This window comes from Methylobacterium sp. CCH7-A2 (assembly GCF_001557075.1).
In the GTDB taxonomy this organism is placed as follows: Bacteria; Pseudomonadota; Alphaproteobacteria; order Rhizobiales; family Beijerinckiaceae; genus Allobosea; species Allobosea massiliensis.
In genome coordinates, this window is sequence record NZ_LSKN01000137.1 from 1 (window position 1) to 18227 (window position 18227).

12 protein-coding genes and 3 pseudogenes are annotated in these 18227 nt (G+C 65.0%); 1 reads left to right on the plus strand and 14 read right to left on the minus strand.

Translation table 11 applies throughout. The features are described 5' to 3' along the window. Window positions 1-17: 17 nt before the first annotated feature. Together AX750_RS12115 and AX750_RS12120 are read right to left on the minus strand one after the other, a co-directional pair. Window positions 18-437 carry a ParA family protein gene (locus tag AX750_RS12115; RefSeq protein WP_067254289.1) on the minus strand — a complete coding sequence of 140 codons (420 nt, stop codon included), beginning with the start codon at window positions 435-437 and terminating at the stop codon, window positions 18-20. 212 nt (window positions 438-649) lie between these two features. Further along, window positions 650-850 (minus strand): hypothetical protein, encoded by a 201-nt coding sequence (locus AX750_RS12120; protein WP_067254293.1) that lies wholly within the window; start codon window positions 848-850, stop codon window positions 650-652. 427 nt (window positions 851-1277) lie between these two features. On the opposite strand from AX750_RS12120, the gene AX750_RS12125 reads away from it, so the two are divergent. Then, window positions 1278-2111, plus strand: coding sequence for an alpha/beta fold hydrolase (locus tag AX750_RS12125; protein WP_067254296.1), 834 nt, complete (start codon window positions 1278-1280; stop codon window positions 2109-2111). A gap of 150 nt (window positions 2112-2261) precedes the next feature. Here the strand turns inward: AX750_RS12125 and AX750_RS12130 are convergent, their stop codons facing one another. From AX750_RS12130 to AX750_RS12185, 12 genes and pseudogenes are all read right to left on the minus strand, one after another. Continuing rightward, the gene (locus AX750_RS12130) at window positions 2262-2570 is read right to left on the minus strand and encodes a DUF736 domain-containing protein (protein ID WP_067254298.1); all 309 of its coding nucleotides are present in this window, start codon (window positions 2568-2570) and stop codon (window positions 2262-2264) included. A 353-nt stretch (window positions 2571-2923) separates the two neighbouring features. Further along, window positions 2924-3850: pseudogene (locus tag AX750_RS12135) on the minus strand (zincin-like metallopeptidase domain-containing protein). A gap of 267 nt (window positions 3851-4117) precedes the next feature. Then, window positions 4118-4705, minus strand: coding sequence for a hypothetical protein (locus AX750_RS12140; protein WP_067254301.1), 588 nt, complete (start codon window positions 4703-4705; stop codon window positions 4118-4120). 401 nt (window positions 4706-5106) lie between these two features. Then, on the minus strand, window positions 5107-5259 hold the full coding sequence (locus AX750_RS27155; RefSeq protein ID WP_348626278.1) for a hypothetical protein: 153 nt from the start codon (window positions 5257-5259) through the stop codon (window positions 5107-5109). Window positions 5260-5430: 171 nt separating this feature from the next. Continuing rightward, window positions 5431-6318: pseudogene (locus tag AX750_RS12150) on the minus strand (hypothetical protein). Beyond that, window positions 6315-6788: a hypothetical protein gene (locus tag AX750_RS12155; RefSeq protein ID WP_067254303.1), complete on the minus strand. Its 474-nt coding sequence runs from the start codon at window positions 6786-6788 to the stop codon at window positions 6315-6317. The pseudogene AX750_RS12150 and the gene AX750_RS12155 overlap by 4 nt, the downstream one beginning before the upstream one ends. Before the next feature lie 95 nt (window positions 6789-6883). After that, entirely contained in the window at window positions 6884-8572 is a 1689-nt protein-coding gene (locus AX750_RS12160) for a ParB N-terminal domain-containing protein (RefSeq protein WP_067254305.1), read from the minus strand. Between the two features lie 313 nt (window positions 8573-8885). Continuing rightward, window positions 8886-10643, minus strand: coding sequence for a phospholipase D-like domain-containing protein (locus AX750_RS12165; RefSeq protein ID WP_067254307.1), 1758 nt, complete (start codon window positions 10641-10643; stop codon window positions 8886-8888). Between the two features lie 145 nt (window positions 10644-10788). Continuing rightward, window positions 10789-15895: pseudogene (locus AX750_RS12170) on the minus strand (helicase-related protein). Window positions 15896-16006: 111 nt separating this feature from the next. Beyond that, window positions 16007-16405 (minus strand): DUF3085 domain-containing protein, encoded by a 399-nt coding sequence (locus AX750_RS12175; protein ID WP_067254310.1) that lies wholly within the window; start codon window positions 16403-16405, stop codon window positions 16007-16009. 12 nt (window positions 16406-16417) lie between these two features. Continuing rightward, the gene (locus AX750_RS12180; protein ID WP_067254313.1) at window positions 16418-17020 is read right to left on the minus strand and encodes a DUF1419 domain-containing protein; all 603 of its coding nucleotides are present in this window, start codon (window positions 17018-17020) and stop codon (window positions 16418-16420) included. A gap of 141 nt (window positions 17021-17161) precedes the next feature. Next, window positions 17162-18118: a DUF3991 and toprim domain-containing protein gene (locus tag AX750_RS12185; RefSeq protein ID WP_067254316.1), complete on the minus strand. Its 957-nt coding sequence runs from the start codon at window positions 18116-18118 to the stop codon at window positions 17162-17164. Window positions 18119-18227: the final 109 nt, after the last annotated feature.

Consider the following 18227-nt stretch of genomic DNA (forward strand, 5'->3'; position numbering starts at 1 on the left):
AACAACTTCAAATTCCCTTAGCGTGTATTAATGTAGAAATGCCCACGGAGCCCCAGCGCGGCCACGCTGCGCAGGCCCAGCGATGGCGGCGTATCGATGATGCAGACGTCGAACGCCGCGCTGCCCGCACGAAGGTTGTCGCGGAACTGCTGGATGCTGGTGGCATCGCCGCGATCGACATCGGTGAGGGAGCTGTCAGAAGCCGCGAGCGTGATCCCCTCAGCGCCACCAGTAACTGGCGCCCTGACCGGTCGAAACAGCTCGGCTGCAGTCACTTCGCCACGATGACGCTTCATCGTATCGGTAGCGTTGCCTTGGGCATCGGCGTCGATCAGCAGCACACGGCCGCCGGTTTCGGCAATGTGCCAGGCGAGATGCACGGCCAGCGTCGTCTTTCCGACGCCGCCCTTCTGGTTGTTGATCACGATGGTCTTCATGCAAACGCGACACGGCTCCGACGAATTCAATCGGAGCGTGTTCTGGCGGGAGATCGCGGCGATGACGTGACGGGTGTGGTTTGAACCACACCGTTGGCGATAGACCACGGGCCTCCTGGCCTGCGCGCAGCAGAGCGAGCGCAGGCCGGGCGACATGCGAAAAGGCCAGCCGACGCGCGTGGCGTCAGACCGGCCGTCTCGGATCGTGATGCTCAGAAAGGCAGTGCGGCAAGCTCCGTGACGTGGACCGCGACCCAAGCCTCGACATCCGCGAAGTACCCTGTTTCCGCATCGCTGCGGTCCTGCTCGGTCAGGAGTTCAAGCTCGGCTTTAGCCTCGCGCCGCTCGCGCGGCGTCAGGCAGGCATTGTTCAGTTCGGCCTTGAGTTCGGCAATCTGCTGATCGATCGGCATTGTCATGAGAACCTCCTTCGTCTCGAATGGACGAAGGCGCGCCACGGGTCGGTGGAGACCGGGTCAAGGATCGGCGAAGCCGACCGCCAGAGGCGGCGCGTGGGGGAGCCGAAATGCAAAGCATTTTGGGGGCACCGCGCGTCCTTGAGGCGGGCTCCGCCGGCTGTACCATGGCACGACCAGAGAGCCCCTCCAGCTCGCGCGGGAAGCACCCGGGTGGCTGTCACTGAGCAGATCGCGCGAAGCCCGAGGTGTGGTTTGAACCAACAGATCCGAGATGTGGTCTGGAGCGCCCAACAGAACCCGGCACGATGCCGAGCCGCTGTCACGACAGGGCGGACCTAAACACCGACCCATGCGTTACGCAGTTAGCGCGGCTCAGTCCGATGGCAGCTCCGTCGTTGCGCCAAGCAGGAAAGACACGCCAGTGACTTTGAACTTCGTTCGCATTGGTGAAGGCCCCCGCCTTCTCTTGGTCCATGGCTTGGGCGGGACGTGGCGGTCCTGGAGCACGATCCTTCCGGCATTGTCGAAGTCGCGTGAGGTTACCGCGATCGATCTGCCGGGGCATGGCGAAACACCGGCGGCGGCAGACAGCGGCACCTTCGCCGGTCTAGCTGACAGCGTGGAGCGTTTCATCCTGGATCAGGGGCTGGAGGGCATTGATATCGTAGGCAGCTCGCTCGGGGCGCGGATCGCCCTGGAGATGGCGCGCCGCGGCAGGGTTGGCGCCACTGTCGCTTTGGACCCTGGCGGTTTCTGGAGAGGCTGGGAGCGCACCTACTTCCGGACAACGCTCGCGCTATCGATCCGTCTTGTCCGAGGACTGCGTCCGGTGCTGCCGGGGCTCTCACGCTCCGCGGTGATGCGTAGCGCGCTTCTGGCGCAGCTTTCGGCAAGACCCTGGCACCTGGATGGGGAGGTTGTAGCGACCGAACTGCAAAGCTTCGCCGTCACCAAGATCTTCGACGCCCTCGTGCATGATCTTGCGACAGGGCCCGAGCAAACGGGACCGACGGCCGATCCCGCTCGTCCTCTGGTCATCGGCTGGGGTCGCCAGGACCGCCTGTGCTTGCCGCGACAGGCCGCTCGCGCTCATGAGGCGTTCCCATCCGCCACGCTGCACTGGTTCTCCAAATGCGGTCACTTCCCGATGTGGGACCGCCCGGACGAGACGGTGCGACTCATCCTCGAGACGACGGGAACCGAGGAAGAGCGTCTAAGCAAACCGACCGATCTTGTTGAGGCTGATGTGGTTTGACCACGGCGCTCCGAGAGCTTCTAGGGGCGGCTGTCGTTTGAACCAACAAGGATTGATGAGGCGAAAAGGCGAGGGGGTTTCGCCGGCGCTGCGGCTGCTGCTGCGGGAGGATTGGCCCCGCCTCGCGACGGGGCCATCTTGGGCTGGGGCTCAGTTGCGGGTCGGACGGGACCAGATGAGCTGGAGGCCTTCCGTGCCTTCGACTTGGATCAGGTTGGCGTAGATGGGGGCGGGGAAGCTTGGATCGTCGAGCTTGACCGAAAGATAGTCGCGCCCCTCATCCGAGGTCTTCTGCCAGGCCGCGCCGAACTCCACAGTGCCCGCCAGGATGCGGAAGGCCGGACCCTTTTCGGATGACCGCTCCGGGCGCACCATCTTGGCTTTGACGTTGAGGTTGAGAGTCTTGATCGTGCCGTTGAAGCCGTCGCCGTTCGAGGTGAAGCTGCCGATGATCGCCATGTCGTAGTTCCTTCTGGTTTCTCGTGGCCTGCGCCCATCGCGGCCTCGATGGCAGTCGAAAGACCGGAGGCGATCGACCTGCACCGCAGCGGGGCCGCAACGCAGTGAAGGACGGCCGGGAGCGGCTTTCTTGTCCCGCGAGGAATGGGACCGCAGGGCCCAGGGGAAGAAAGTCGCTCCCGGCGGTTGCAGGTGTGAGAGCGAGACGGCGCGCCAGCGACGACGGCCTCCGGTCAGACATGCCCATCGAGGACGCAGTGGACGCAAGGCCCTTGGAAACAGCCGAGGGAACGCATGGTGGTAGCGCCCTTCAGTGATCCTGGACTGGCTCAGGCATCATCGAACTCGACCACTCATGCAGCCTCTGCGATCGAGCCGGCCTGCGGCTGAAGCCCATGAAGATAGGCGACGGCCCGCTGTGCATGCGCAGCGGCCGCAAAGATGAAGCGCTTGTCGCTGGACAGAACCTTGAGCCAGGAGGCGAGATAGCTGGCGTGATCTGGACGCGGCTCCAGCTCCGGCACAATGCCAAGATCGGCGCAGAGAAAGCAGCTTCCGAGTTCCGCGATCATCTCCTCGCGCGCCCGCTCGCTCCGATCCTTGCCGTAGCGGCTGAGATCGCGGTTCGCGCGATGCCGAGCTGCCGTCCAATGCGTCGCCTCATGGCTCAGCGTCGCGACCTAGGATTCCCCATCGCGAAACGTCGCGAAAGGCGGCATCTGGATGTGGTCGGTCGCCGGGGAGTAGTAGGCGCGGTCGCCGCCATGTCGGATGACGGCGCCGGTCTGGGCGAAGAAACGATCGGCATAATCGATCCGCGCGATCGGGTCATGCGACGGTTCTGATTGCCCGCGTTCCTGTGCGGGCAGGCCGTCGATCTGCTCGGCGTTGAAGACCGTGTAGGATTTGAGGAAGGGAATCTCCCGATCGACCGCATCGCCCGAGGCATCGGTCTCGGTTTTCTTGAAGCGGCTGGCGAAGACGACCGTCGAGCCGGTCTCGCCCTTCCGGACAGCACCGCCAAGTTCGATTGCCTGCTTGAACGTCATCCAGATCGGCGAGACGAAGCCGCGCGCTGCAGCTTCCGCCCAGAGCAGGAGCACGTTCATCCCGCTATATGGCAAACCGTTATGCCGCAGCGGCCGTGTCACGCCGCCGCTGCCGCTTCCGGAACGCCATGGCTGCATCCAGGGACGCACGCCCTTCTCCAGATCGGCGACGATCCTGTCGGTGATCCGCGCATAAATGTCCGCTCGCGGCTTCTCTTCTGACCTGCTCATAATTCAACCTCCATCGTGGAAGTCGCGCCGATCGCGACCCCGTCACGGAGGTCGAAAGGCCGGGGGTCAGGCGATGGCTGCACCCGAAGGGCTGGAACGAAGTGGAAGACGGCAAAGCCGTTGCAGCCGATGCCGTCCCGGCTAAGACCGCCGGCCCGGGCGGGTCGCGATCGAAGGATTGCCACCACCCGCCTCATATTGCCTCGTTAGGCTGGCACCGGGCTCTGATAGATGACGAGCGGGGCTTGGCGCCCCGCTCGCGCCGGCTCAGCCGAAGGCGGCCATCTGAACCGCTGCCGCGTTGCGATCGACGGATGGACTTGTGGTCTCGGCGGCTCGCTCGAAGGGCTTCCACCTCTCGCCGATGACCTGCTCGTAGGCCGTGACCGCGCCCTCGGCCGCCATCAGCAGCGCATGGGCCTGGACGCCCATATCGGCTGCAAATTCTCGCTTGCGCTGGGCGGGGCCGTCGAAGCCGACCGGGCCATCGACATCCTCGTCGCGAGCGTCGCAGGCCGATTTGGCGGTGGCATCACGAGCCTCGGTGACCGCGCGGGAGTAGAACTGTCCGGCGCCATGGGCCGAACCGACATAGGCCCCGACGATGCGCTGCAGGTGGATCTGCATCGCCCTTTCACCGAGCCCTTCCTGCAGACTGGCGGCCGTCTCGACGATCAGTCGCTCGTGCATGTCGCGGATGCCCTCGCCATCGAGGACCGGCAGCCCAAAACTCTCGGAGATCAGGATGGCCTGCTGCGTGTCGGGGCAGGCAAGCCGGGTCATTTCGATGGTCGTGCTCTTGCGGAGCGGCACGATGCGGGCGGTCTGTGGGGGTGAATGTGCGGTCTTGGCCATGGAAAAAGTCCTTTCTTCGGTTGCGCCCTCGGAGCCGGATCGGCGCTTGGCCTTCGTCTCCTCGGGTGCGGTCGACCCGAACCGTCGAAAGCCCTGGCGCATCAGGGCCCGGCCTTTGCCAGGCGAGCGGACGAGGCTTGCGGCCAAGCAGGGCGTAAGCCTTTGCGAAGGACGCTGCGCCTCGTCTGCGAGATCGGCGAAGGCCGGCCGCCACGCGGCGCGGCACGCGGCCTTGAAGCGCCTGGCCGACGGTTCAGACCGCAGCAAACCCGAGAGGACGAGGGCCAGCCCGGCCTCGCCTCAGTGACGCAACTGAAACGGACATTCGGGGCCTCGCAGCCATGCGCCGCCGATTGCCTCGGATCTGACGGACCTGCAACGCCCGCCCCTCGCAATACCGGTCATGCCGCGCGCGAAAGCGCTACCTGCTGACGCTCGTGATGGGCGGCGATGGCCTGGTCCTGCCGCGAAAGTTTGCGCGACAGCGCGTCGATCTCCGGCTGACGCTCGGCCGTCAGCGCAGCATGCGTCGAGCGATAGCGTTCCAACACCATGCACATGTCGGACGGTTTCCCTCGCCGATCGCCATGGCGTTTGTGCAGCTGCGGGACCAGCGCGGTCGCGCGGCGCGATCTGCCGCTCGATCAGCTCGAGCTGGCGCTGGACCTGCCGGCGCGCCTCCTCCATGCGGTAGAGCTGCGTCAACGTCTCATGAGGGATCGTCATTACGACGTCCTGTGTTGCCAGCCGAGGAAGCTGGAAGGCCCGCCATAGACAGCATGACGGGACGGATTGATGACGAAGCCGAACCGGCCGATCGCATACTCGTCCGCAGCAACGAGAAAGCGGCGCTCCTCGGTGCCCACGCCGCGCCGGCCGCCGGGCGTGGCGACGCACTCGACAAACCCCTTGTGGTGTCCGCACGTGACGGCCGAGACCACGATCCAGTCCTCGGCATGCGCTTCATGAAAAGCCCGCCGGTCCTTCTCATAGGGTTCGCCCGGTCCGAGCACGACGCCGAACATCGTCTCCCATGCGTCGGGCCAGCTATCATTGATCGAGCGCTCGGCGCAGCGCCGCTCGAAACCGGTGAAGAGGTCGGGGAAGGTGATCGCAACGATTGCCCAGGCGCAGTCCTCCTCGTACCAGCCGTCCATCGCTCGCAGAAGCGCATGCACCTGTCCGTTCCGCTCTGCCGAGAGCTTGAAACCGCCATGCCCGGCGGTCGAATGGGATTCGATGCCCTCTGCGTAGACAGTCGCGCCTTGAGAGATGCCCCATGGCGTCTGCGCCCTGCTGTGGATGTCCTTGCGCCCGAGCGCCCTCTTCTCGCGAAGATGCTCCGCGTGCTCCAAAACTTTCGCCCGGAACGCCGCCTCATCCGCCAGTCCGCCGGAATGGCCGTAAAAATCGGACCGACGCCATTCGGTGAGTGGGCGCGAAATGCGCCAGCCCGTCGCGAGATACTAACGACCGTCGCGAGCCGGCAACATGGCGAAGGCACTGTCACCGACACAGGCGACCGGGAAACCCTCGGACGATCGCCCGAACTCGACCTCTGGATTCGCAGGAACCGGATCGGTCGCGGCGTCGCAATCGAAGGCGCTTTTCATGCCGCCCTCCCCTCGACGATAGCGGCGCCGACCTCGTCGGCCGTGACCTCCTGGAGCACGGCGCGCGGATAGCCATGACGCGACAGCCATTCCTCCGCCGCCGAGAGCTGTGACGCGAGATGGACAAGCTCGGCATCCTCGCCGGGCCGATCGAAGACACGCACCGACCCGATTGCCGGGCGTTCGACCACGCTGAAGTGCAGGATCGAGTCCAGCGAGAAGGTGCGATGGACCCGGATCGTGACGACGCCGCCGGCGCCGAAATCGGCCTCGTGCAGAGTGAAGTTGGCCGACAGGCTGAGATTGCCCATGCTCCTGCTCGGCTGCTTCCGGACCAACCGTCTCTTGCTATTGCTGGTCAGCCACGCCGCGAGTTTCTCGGTGAAGCGCTCTGGCGGCCGCTGCGCGCCGTCGGACCAGGCGATGATCGAGCCGATGGGTGCATGATCGTAGATTGCATGCGCGGACATGTTGTCCTCCGTGATGGCGTTGCGTGGAAACGAAACCGCCGCCGGCACGAGGCCGGCGGCGGAATGTCGGTCAGACGTGATTGCGAAAGTCGGGGCTATTCCGCCGCGACGCGGTAAGCCTCGTCGATCGTGTCAGGATCGACGTCGTCGAGTGCAGCGGCATCGCCGGACCCGATATCGGCATCGTCCGCCGTGACGTCCGCGTCGTCACCCGCGCCGACCGCGCTCTTCAAGCGCCAGCTCGCGACCTCGGCTGCTGTCGGCGCGAACGCCGCCGACGGATGGACGAACCGCTGATCCGTGAAGTGCTCGACGAGCGCAGCGCGCGTATCTTTCACCCGGGCGCGGGGCAGGACCGGCGTATCCTTGCAGGAGCGCTCAAGCGCCTGGCGCGACAGGCAGGACAGGAACTCCTCCGTGCCCATCGTGGGCAGGTACCCGTCAGCGCCGATCGCATCGCCGGCGAGGCGCGCGACGATGCCGCTATTGGTCCGGTTTTCGCGGGCCGAGAGGACGTCGATCAAGGCAGAGCGAGCCGCGACGCGCAGCGTGTCCCGGTCGAAGGTGAGCTTGCCGTCGCCATCGACGAGTTGCACGGCATGACGCTCCATCCGGGCGAATCCGTAAACATCGCTGGACGCCCCCGATTGGACCGAGATATTGCGGCCCGCCAGCGCGAGCACGAGCAGCGCCATCAGCATGTCGTCCTCGATTGGGGCACGCGCCAGCGCCTCGTGCAGGGCGTCCGTGCGCAGGTCGCCGATCATCTCGACGCCCTTGCGGGTCACGTCCGGCCGGGGCTTCGCCATGACGATCGCATCATCGCCGCCCTCGTCCGCGCCCTTGCTCTTCTTCGGCTCCGGCAGCCGAAAGTTCACGCTCTGCACCTTGCCGTCCCGATCGAGATACATCGCGGTCCGGTCGCCCTTGCCCGGCTTGCCGTGAACGCGTTCCGCCTTGGGCGGGAGCACGACCTGGCCCCAGTTGTTGACGTCGGTGATGACGCCGCGCTTGGGCAAGTGGATTGTCATCCATTCCTGCTGCGCGCCGAGGAACCCCTCCACATTGGTGGTGTAGCGGCTGTCTTCGTCGGCCGGCGCGAACAAATCCTCGACCCAGGAGATACCATAGGCCTGGGCGAGATCGTCGCCAAAGCTAGCGTCACGGGCATACATGCGCTTCTTCGAAAGAGCATTCGCCACGCTCCACCACGACACCTGCGGGTCGCCCTTCCTGGGCTTCTGCGCCTTCCAGACGTCGCGCTGCTCGTCGAGATTGGCCGCCGCGATTGCACGAAGCTGCTGCTCGTTGGGCATATCGCCCTTAGTCATGTGATCGAGCATGGCTGGCAGCACATTCGCCAGCAGCCTGAGTTTTTTGATCTGGCGCACCGGCAGTGCGAGCGCGACGCCGATCGCTTCTTCCGTCCAGCCGAGCGCGACGAGCCGCTCGATCGCCCGCCACTGATCGACCGGGTTCAACGGCTCGCGGGCGATGTTCTCGACCATGCTGCGAATCGCGCCGTTGTCATTGGCGGCATCGACGACGAGCACGTCGATTTCCTCCAGCCCGGCCGCGATCGCCTGCCTCACACGGCGATGTCCGGAATCAATGATGTAGCCATTGCCGCCATCGGTCTCCGGCGCGATCACCGGCGGCTGGACGAGCCCGACCGCCTTGATCGTCGCCAGGAGCAGCGCGTCGGCCTGGGGAGTGGATTTCGTCTGGCGCGACCGATCGGAATTCTCCTTCAGCGCGCGCGGATCGACTTTCATGAGATGCATGGGAAAGCTCCTTCAGAGGGTGCAGGACATGGCCTCGACCTGTCCGGTTCAGTCTTCTTCCCGAAGACCCCTCTCAAGCCCGCGGAGCGGACAGGCCGGTGCAACTGCGGACGAGCATCTCGGCCCGGATGGACAAGCGGGGCAAAGCCCTGCGCAGGACGACGGGCCGGGATCGCGACGGCGGCGGTTGAGCGTCAGCGTCACCGGAATGGCCGATCGGCGAGGGGTACTCTCCCGCTTTCTCACTTCCAGATTTTTTCGTTCGCCGATCTCCTATTTGGCAATAGGCCGGCCGAGAGAGGATACATGCGTTTTAGTCGGCGCGCGAAAACAGCTCGCGGTCTCGGATACGGATGGGATCTGTCCAGTCACGCGCAAACCAGGGTGCCTTCCCTTGCTTAGGAGGCAGTTTCAGCTCGAGCGGTTGCACAGCACCTTGTGTCTGCTCGGAGGCAACCCGAAAAACATAGTGGTCGTAGATCCGCAATGCCTCGATCATGTAGCTGGTCGCCACTGTCCGGTCGCGGACGAGCACGAGGTTCTCGCCATTCTCGTCATCGGCGGGTTCGGAAAAATTGTAGGATCCGAGATAGACACGCGCTGTTGGCTTGTCGAAATCCAGCACCAGGAACTTGTGGTGCATTCTCGTGCCGCGCTGCTTCCCGTCCGGACCTGAAAGCCCCGATGGTTCGGTAAGAAACGGCGGCGGCACGTTGCCGGTGAGCGCAGCGGCGCGCACCACCTTACGGCGGTTGTCGGGGGTAAGCACGGTTAGCCCGAGATTGCCCGCCTTAACGCGCGCATCCGCGATGCCCATGACATGAACCTTGGGGCGTTCCAACGCCCTTCCCAAGGCCGGACCGATGGCGCCTTTAGTGGTCTGACCGAGAAAGGCGAGCGAGAAAAGGACACTCGACTCCGCCTGCTCGATATCGGCACCTATCTCATCGAGCAGACCATTGGCGTCGCTATGGGGGGAGAAGGCGACCTTCGCATCGACGCCCGAGAGCCCGAATTCGATCCACCCCGCCGCGCTCGCCGAAGAGCGGAAATCATCGGCACCCTCCGCGTTGAAATAGGCCTCGAAGGCCTTGAAATAATCCTTGATCGCGCTGGTGCTGTGGACGGCGAGGCTGTTGTTCGATTGGACGTAGAGCCCGCGCCAGCTGAGATTGGTCGATCCGTAAAGAACCGTTTCAATGCCGCCGCCGCTCACCGCGATGGACTTCTGGTGCTGCAGGTTGGCCATGTGCTGGCGCTTTACGTTCGCAACGCCCGCCGAGGCAATCAGCCGCTCCGCAGCCCTCGATTCCGGCGAGTGCGGGCGGCCGTGACCCTTCGTCTTGGCACTGTCGTCGATGATGATCTTGAGGTTTGGGCCAAGCGCTTCCAACCGCTCGACTACCTCTGGCAGGTTGAGGTCATAGGCGATGACACGGACCTGCGCTCCAACCTCTCGCGCCCGATCGAGGATGGCGAGCGTTTCCGCCCGCGCCTCGAAGCCCATCCAGGCGAGTGCTCGCTCGGCATGGGCATGGGTCGGGACGAAGTCCAGCCCCTCATCGCCATCGGGCGGCACCAACGTTGTCACCGGCCCGCCGGCTGCGAAGTTGCGCACAAAAGCCTGCGAGGAGACGAAGCCGCGGGTAAAGGCGACATTGAGCTTGCCGGGAATGGTTTGGCGCATCAGCGCCAGTTCCGCCTCCTGCGCCTCACCGGGCTCCAAAGCGCCGGCGGCATCCATGAACATCGGGGTGATGCGATAGAGGAACGGCCCTTCGAGCCCAGCGTCGAAGGGAAAGTGGACCCAGCGAAACTTTTGGATGGGGGCTTCGGTCGAGCGGATGCCGCCATCGGGAACCGGCTGCCCGGGAAATCCAATGCGGTTGCGAACGGTCTTGAACACCTGGGAACCAGGCTCGCGATACTGGATAGCAAAGCCGACAAAAGTGACGGGAGGCTTGCCTGCCTTCCAGTCCATGCCGAGCAGGACCATGCCGTCGCCGCGGTGGATCGTCAGAGAGAATGGCGCAGCGGCATTGCCGCCTGTCACACGAAACCCAGTCGCCACGCGTGCCTCCCCCCAAATTTCCCCTCCAGATTGTGTCACCATTTCGTGACAACTGGAAAATGGAATTGCAGTTGGAGTGCGGAAAATCACGGCACGACTTGCTGGCGCCCAAGAGCACATTCGGTCCGCCGTGACCTGGGGCCGCCTAGACTGCGACGGCTCGGCAATCGAGCTCCGTTTCAAGCGCGTCGCTTGCTAACATCTTCTCCACCTCCGCGAACTGCCTGCGCTTCTCAGCCAGCTCGGCACCGAAGGTAAACTCTCCACCCTCGCGCGACCGATATGACGCCAGCCGGCGCTGCGCCTCGGCGAGACGCTGACGATACCGCTCCCGCTCGCCCTCGAAATCCCCAAGCGCGTGTTCGAGGCGCGACACCGCACCGGCCGGCGTCACCGTGACCGGCAGGTCGATCTCGTGATCGGCGCCGGTGCGCAGCAGCGCCGTGTCATAGCGATAGCCATCGCGACCGCCATGCTCGCCGCGGAACTCCAGATCAAATCCGCCGATCGTGGCGATCGTCACCTCGCCCTCTTGCCGCATTTGCACGAGCGTCAGGATTTCCTTGAGCAGGGTGCGCCCTGCGTCCTTGCGCTCGATATAGGCCGTGCCAATCACCGTCATCGCGAAGGCGTCGCCGGTGGTCGGAACGTGGCGCTCGATGTCGCGTGCGATCTCGCCGATGCGCCGGGTCGCAACTTCGATATCGCGCTCGGCGTCGCGGATCTGTCGGCGGATGGCGAACTGATCGTCCTGATGGGCCGCGCGCAGGCGCTCGAGCCGTGCGATTTCGGCCTCCAGTCCGGCCTTCTGCATCAGGCGCTGATCGCCCGAGGCGATCGCCTTGGCCATGGCGAACTGGTTGGCCTGCCCCTCGCCCAGGTCTTCCAACCGCCGAATCGAGGTGTCGCCCGAAAGCGCAGCGGCGATGAAGCGGGCCTTTCTCTCGTTGTTTTGCCACATGGTGGCGTCGAGCGAGCCTTGCGTAGCGTAGGCGAAGATATCGACCTCGTCATGCTGGTTGCCCTGCCGCACGATCCTGCCCTCGCGCTGCTCGATCTGCGAAGGCAGCCAGGGCACGTCGAGATGATGTAGCGCCTTCAGCCGGAGCTGCACGTTGACGCCCGTTCCCATCGTCTCGGACGAGCCGATCAGGAAACGGACCTTGCCAGCGCGGACATCGCCGAACAGCCGCTGCTTGGCTTCCGACTTCTTGAAGTCCTGCATGAAGGCGATTTCGGAGGCCGGCACGCCGCGTCGGACCAACTCGTCGCGGATCCAGTGATAGGCAGAGAATCCACGGCTTTTCTCGACGCTGATCGTCCCAAGATCGGAGAAGATCATCTGCGCGGCGCCCACGACCTCATACGGCTTTCCGTCCGGCCGGACGTACGCCGCATCAGCGGTTTCCCGCCAGATGCGCAGGGCGTTCCCGATCAGCAGGTTGAGCTTGTTCTCCGGCTCGTTGTCGTTGTCGGGATCGACGAGGCGAAGATCGATCGCGGCATGGCGGCCGTCGGTGATGACCGAGAGCAGGATGTCGTCGCCAGGCTCCGCCGGTCGGTTGCGCATCTCGATCGCCTTGATGCGCTCGTTGAGCAGGCGCTGATAGATTCTGAAGGCCGACGTCGGCTTTGCTGTCAGGATCTGACGACGGCCGGTCGAGATCGCCGGCACCTTCACATAGCGCCGCAGATCGTCGGGGAGCACGACATCCGCGAAGGAGCGGAACATGGCGATCAGTTCGGGTACATTGACGAAGCTGGCGAAGCGCGAGACCGGCTTGTATCTGCCCGATGGCTGCAGCTCGAGCTCGGTCGTGGTGTCGCCGAAGGTCGAGGCCCAGGCGTCGAACTCGTGCAGCCCGCGCTGCCGAAGCGCGGCATGGTCCATCAGGCGCTGCACGGAAAACATCTCGCCGAGCGTGTTTGTGATCGGCGTGCCCGAGGCCAGCACGAGCGCCCTGCCCGGGTTCTTCGTCTCGACGAAGCGGGATTTTACATAGAGGTCCCAGGCGCGCTGCGAGCCGTTGGGATCGACGCCCTTAAGCGTCGACATGTTGGTGGCGAAGGACAGCTTTCGGAACTCCTGCGCCTCGTCGACGATGATCTGATCGATGCCGAGTTCCGAAATGGTCAGGAGATCGTCCTTGCGGGTCGAGAGCGCCTCCAGCCGTTCCTTCAAGCCCTCCTTCAGGCGTTCAAGGCGCTTGCGCGAGACACGATCGTCGCCCTCGACCTTCGTCAGCAGGCTCTCATAGAGTTCGAGCTCGTCCTGGATCATCTGCTGCTCGAAGGCGGACGGCACATCGATGAAGCGGAACGCCGAATGGGTGATGATGATCGCGTCCCAGGTCGCGGTCGCCGCGCGCGATAAAAAGCGATGGCGCTTCTCCTTGGTAAAGTTGCTCTCGTCGGCGACGAGGATGCGGGCGTTGGGATAGAGCGCCAGAAACTCGCGGGCGACTTGGGCCAGGCAATGGCCCGGCACGACCAGCATCGCTTTGGCGATCAGGCCAAGCCGGCGCTGCTCCATCACGGCGGCAGCAAAGGTCATTGTCTTGCCGGCCCCGACCGCGTGGGCGAGATAGGTCGACCCACTCGCGACGATCCGCCAGATGCCGCGTTTCTGATGAGGGTAGAGGGTGAAAGCGCCGCTCGCGCCGGGCAGATTCAGATGCGAACCGTTGAAGGCGCGCGGTGCGATGTTGTTGAAACGGTCATTGTAGACTCGCGCCAGCCGGTCGGTACGGTCGGGGTCGGACCAGACCCATGTCTGGAACGCGGTCTTGATCTTATGCAGTTTCTCCTTGGCGGCTTCGGTATCGACGACGTTGAGTACGCGACGCTTTCGGCCGTCCTGTTCGATCGTGTCGAAGATTTGCGGGATGCGGCTGTTCAGCGCGTCGGTCAAAAGCTCGCCTGCGTGGCGGCGACCAGTGCCCCAGTCGGAGGTACCCGCCGCAAGCCAGGCGAGATGTCGCGCGTCCACCGTCCATGAGGCCAACTCCGGCATGTGGCGGATCGTGATCTCGGCGCCCATCGTCTCCTTGACGAAGGCGACGACATCGGACGCCGGAATCCACGGTGCGCCGAGACGCGCAGTGATGTCGGAGGGACCGAGATTGGCCGGCTGGACTTCGACGAGCGCGCGGACATTGCGCTCGAAAGCGGGGTCGAGCGCTGCCGCGGCTTCGGCAACCTTCAGCTTGTCGCGCACAGGCCCCGACAGATAGGCGTCCGCCATCAGCCAAGCGCCGTCGGCCGGGTTCTGGAAGATCGCGTCGCCCAGTTCGGCGACGACGTCGGCGACATCCCGATGCAGCAGCTCGGCGACGTGCTCGATATCGACACGGCCGCGCGCGTTCAGGACGACGGCAAGGGCGTCCGTGGCGCAGGTGATGATCGGCGCCGCAGGCGGCGCGATGACGCGCTCGCTGAACAGTGGACCGGGCTTTGCCGTGTCGGTATCGAGGTCATAATCCTCAATCGAGGCGACGAGCCAGCAATCCGGATCGTCGAAGAATGGCTGCAGGTTCGGACGGCGGTGAGATTCACGGACCTCGCCGGTCGTCTCGTCCTCCGAGATCGAGACCGTCGTGTGATTAATCGGGCCGAATTCCCGCAAAAAACTCGACCAGGCGATGCGCATACGAACCTGCGCATCCTTCCAAGGCCGGTCCTGCTCCTGGCACGTGAGAACCTCGCGCACAGCGTCTCGGATCGGGATCAGCTTCTGGATGATCCGGACGTGCCTTTCCGGGACGCCCTCGGCGCTTCGACCCTTTCGAACCTTCACCGCGACCGGCTGGCCGTCGATGAGCTGCATCAGCCCGAGACGCGTATCAACGAAGTAGCTGCCCTCGCGGACTCGCGCCTCCCGCGGCAATGCGAGATTCGCGTCCGATGCTTCTCCTTCGTCGAGCTCGACAGCTTCCGGCTCACCGTCATAGAGGCTCTTCGGGAGGAGCTGGATGGAAGCGTTCAGCGCGGCATCGAGCGCGACGCCGGCCTGTGGAATGCAGGTATAGGTCTCGCCGAAGGGCCCCGATGCGAGGGCGTGCGTGCCCAGCACGAAGCCGGGGTGGCGCGCGAACCAGCGATTGACGCGGATCGCGCGGTCGTCGGCTGTTGGCGGCCCGCACCTCCTCAAGATCGAGCCAGGCCAGATCGCCTTCCGGCTCACCGGGCTTGCGCTTACGAAAAAACACGATGTCGACGACGACGTCCGTCCCGGCGTCGGCCCGGAAGCTTCCCTGCGGCATCCGGATGGCGGCGATGAGATCGGCGGTATTAGCAATGTGCTCGCGCGCCGAAGCGTCCGCTTTGTCCATCGTGCCATGCGAGGTGACGAAGGCTGCAAGCCCGCCAGGCTTCAACAGGTCGATCGATCGCGCGATGAAGTAGTCGTGCAGCCGCAAGCCCATCGAACCATAGGCGCGGTCGGAGCGGACGGTGCGATCGGAAAAAGGCGGATTACCGATGGCGAGATCGAAGTTCACAGGCAGCTCGGTGCGCGCGAAGTCCGCGGTGAGGATGCGAGCGCGGGGCTGCAATAGCCGGGCGATCCGCGCCGTGATCGGATCGAGCTCGACGCCGGTGACATGCGCGCAATCGCGAAACGCTTCCGGCATGAGCGCTGCGAACAGCCCGGTGCCGATGCCGGGTTCGAGTACGCGGCCGCCGCGCCAGCCGAGCCGCTGCAGGCCGGCCCAGATCGCCCGGACGATGAATTCCGGCGTGAAATGGGCGTACTGCGTGCAGCGCGCCAGCGAGGCGTAGTCGGCGTCGCTGACCGCATCCTGCAGCGCGCCGCCGATCGTCTCCCAGCCCTTCCGGAACGCAGTCTCGCCTGGCCGCGGGAAGACGCCATTGGCGAGGTCGGATGCGCCAAAGCCGGTGAAGCGGATCAGCCTGCGCTGCTCGTCCGGCGTCGCCGGCCGCTCCTCAGCTTCGATCTGCGCGGCGAGCCGGATCGCCGCGATGCTGTCGCGAGCGCGATCCTTCCAGCCCGCGGCCAGGCCACGGTCGCCACCGAGAACGAAATTGACGCCGCGACGGATCAGGGGCTGTGGCGCGGGCGGAGCGATCCGTTGCGCCGGTGATGGCGGCGTGGGCTCAGGCTCATCGTCGTCATTGGCCGGACCGCCGGCGGCGAAGGCCGTGACGCCGAGGCTGAAGGTCGAAGAGAGCGCGGTGTTGTTGAAGAGGTCGATGGTGAAGGGATCGAGATTCAGGCGGTGATCTTGCGCCATGGCGAATTCTCCTGAGTTCGAGCACGCGCCATCGCTCTCGCCGGATCAGGTCCGACGGGAGGGATGGTCGCGGGCGATGGATGGTGGTGGGTGGGTGGTTCAGCCGGCGGATCAGCGCCGGACCAGGGCGAGCGACAGGGCGCTGTCGGTCATCGTGATCGTGAGATGCGTCGCCGACCGCGCAGCATTGATCAGCTTCACCAGCTCGGCTGCGTCGAGGAACTCGACGCCGCCATCGCCGCCAAAGTGCTGACGCTTGTAGTGCCAATAGTCGGGATTGGTCTTGGGATCGCACTCCTGGGCGTAGACGATGAGTGGACGCTGATCCTCGGCGAGCTTGCCGTTGGACATGATGTAGACGCCCTCATCGCCGACCAGCCACACGCCCGGTCGTTCGTCCTGCCCGGGGGCGAGGCCATAATGGGGATTGCGAAAGCCGCCATTGAGGACGGCGTCGATCCGTCCGAGCGTAATGACGGCGCAGACATCCGTGACGGAAAAGCTGAACATTGCCGGCGCCCATCACGCCGCGATCGCGTCGGGCAGATAGCGCAGATGCACGGGGAGCTTTTCGCTGATCTCTTGGTCCGTCAGGCCGTCGAGGAGCCTCAAAGTCGTTCCCTGCCGGCCGCCATAGACGGTAATCGTGCGCTTGCCCCGGTCGGGGGCGGGCCAGCGCTCGCCGGCATAGCCGCGATAGTCGTCATGGGTGCTCGACCAGATGTGCTCCAGACGCTCCTGCCGCGTCATCGCCCGCACCGGCCGGGTTTCGCGCTCAACGATCGCCTCGCGCATGCGCCTGCCGGAATCGATGTCGGCGAGATCGCAGTAACCGTGGAAGTACCGAGCCCGGCCGTCGATCCACAATGTGAAGAAAACGCTTGTGATCGAACCGGTCAGAAATTCGCGCAGCGCGAACATATCGACCGCCAAGATGACTGGCGGCAGGGCCTCGAACATATAGTCGTGCTCGGCTTGGCCGATCTCGAACCATTCGCCGGCGTAGAGCGAGCCGGCGTCATGCTGGCTGCGCTCGAGCCGCTGTGCGTGGCGGTCGAACATGCGGAACATCTGCCGCCGGTCGGCGACGCCCTGGAACACTTTGCGGATCGGAGAAGGGGTCATGGGCTGGCTTCTTGGGGCTCGTCAGACCGGAGCGCGGCTCATCCTCGCGACATCGCCATCATCTTCGGCTCTTCCTGACCCCTCCCCCGCGGCCGCCTCGCCGTCCGGCCGGGTCAAGGGCCGGCGCAGCCGGGCGAAGCGTCACCCTTGATGCGGCCGGCGGGTATGCGGCAGGTCTCTCCTCCCATTCCTCCTTTCCTGCTCCTCCCTCGCCTTCTCCTTCAAAGCCTCGTTCCAATCATCGGCCAGCGGCGTCAGGCGGATGCAGTCGCAATCCGCCGTCTCGGCGATCTCGCGCAACCGTCCGGCAAACGCCTCGCCCTGGCTGTTGGCGTCCGTCGCCGCAACAAGTTGGGCGCCGGGACGCGTGGCGAGCGTTCGCACCGCCGCATCTGTCGCAGGCGACCAGCCGCCGCCAGTGCTGAGATAGAGGCTGCCTTCCCGCAGCCCCTCAAGCGCCGCGAGACTCATCGCGTCGATCGCCGCCTCGGTAATGCAAAACCTCAGTGCGTCGGGCGCGCCGAGCCGGAACAGCACCTTCATCCCGCCGGTCGAAAACCCGCGCCATTGCGGCCCGCGCTCTTCCCATCCGGTGACAATGCCGCCGTCATCGACATGGGCGGCCCATAAGCTGCCGTGTGGTCCTTCCCGCAGCCGGTACTGCCGGGTCCCGGCGCGCAGCACGCTTTCGGGGAGATGGCGTTCTTGACGCAGGTAGCGCCAGGTGGCGGAGCCCGGCCGAAGGTCTCGCCGGGCGCGCCAGCGTTCGGCAAGAGAGACAATGGGCCTCTGCATTCGCGGGCTCTGCCAGATGGGTTCAGCCGCTTGGAACCCGGCCAGCTCGGCCGCGCGCACAAGCACATCAGTGAAGGCGACGCCATCCAGATGCTGGATCAGCGAGAAGACATCGCCCTTGGCGTCCGACAGGGGATCGAACCAGCCTCTACCCTCATGGATCACGATGATGATGTCGCTGCCGCGGCGGTGCTTGACGGCGCGGCGCGTGCTCTCTTTCAGATCGATGGCGAAGCCGGCTTTCTCCAGCACCGCCGCGCACAGCACGCGCCCCTTCAGTTCCTCGCGTTCTCGTTGCTTCATCATCTCTCCCGGCGCTTGAGTCCGGCCTTTCCTGTTGCGTCGTCCCTCCCGCAGATCTCGCGGGTCCAAGCCCAACCGCCGCGAAGAGCGGCGCCTGCAAGGGCGCGGA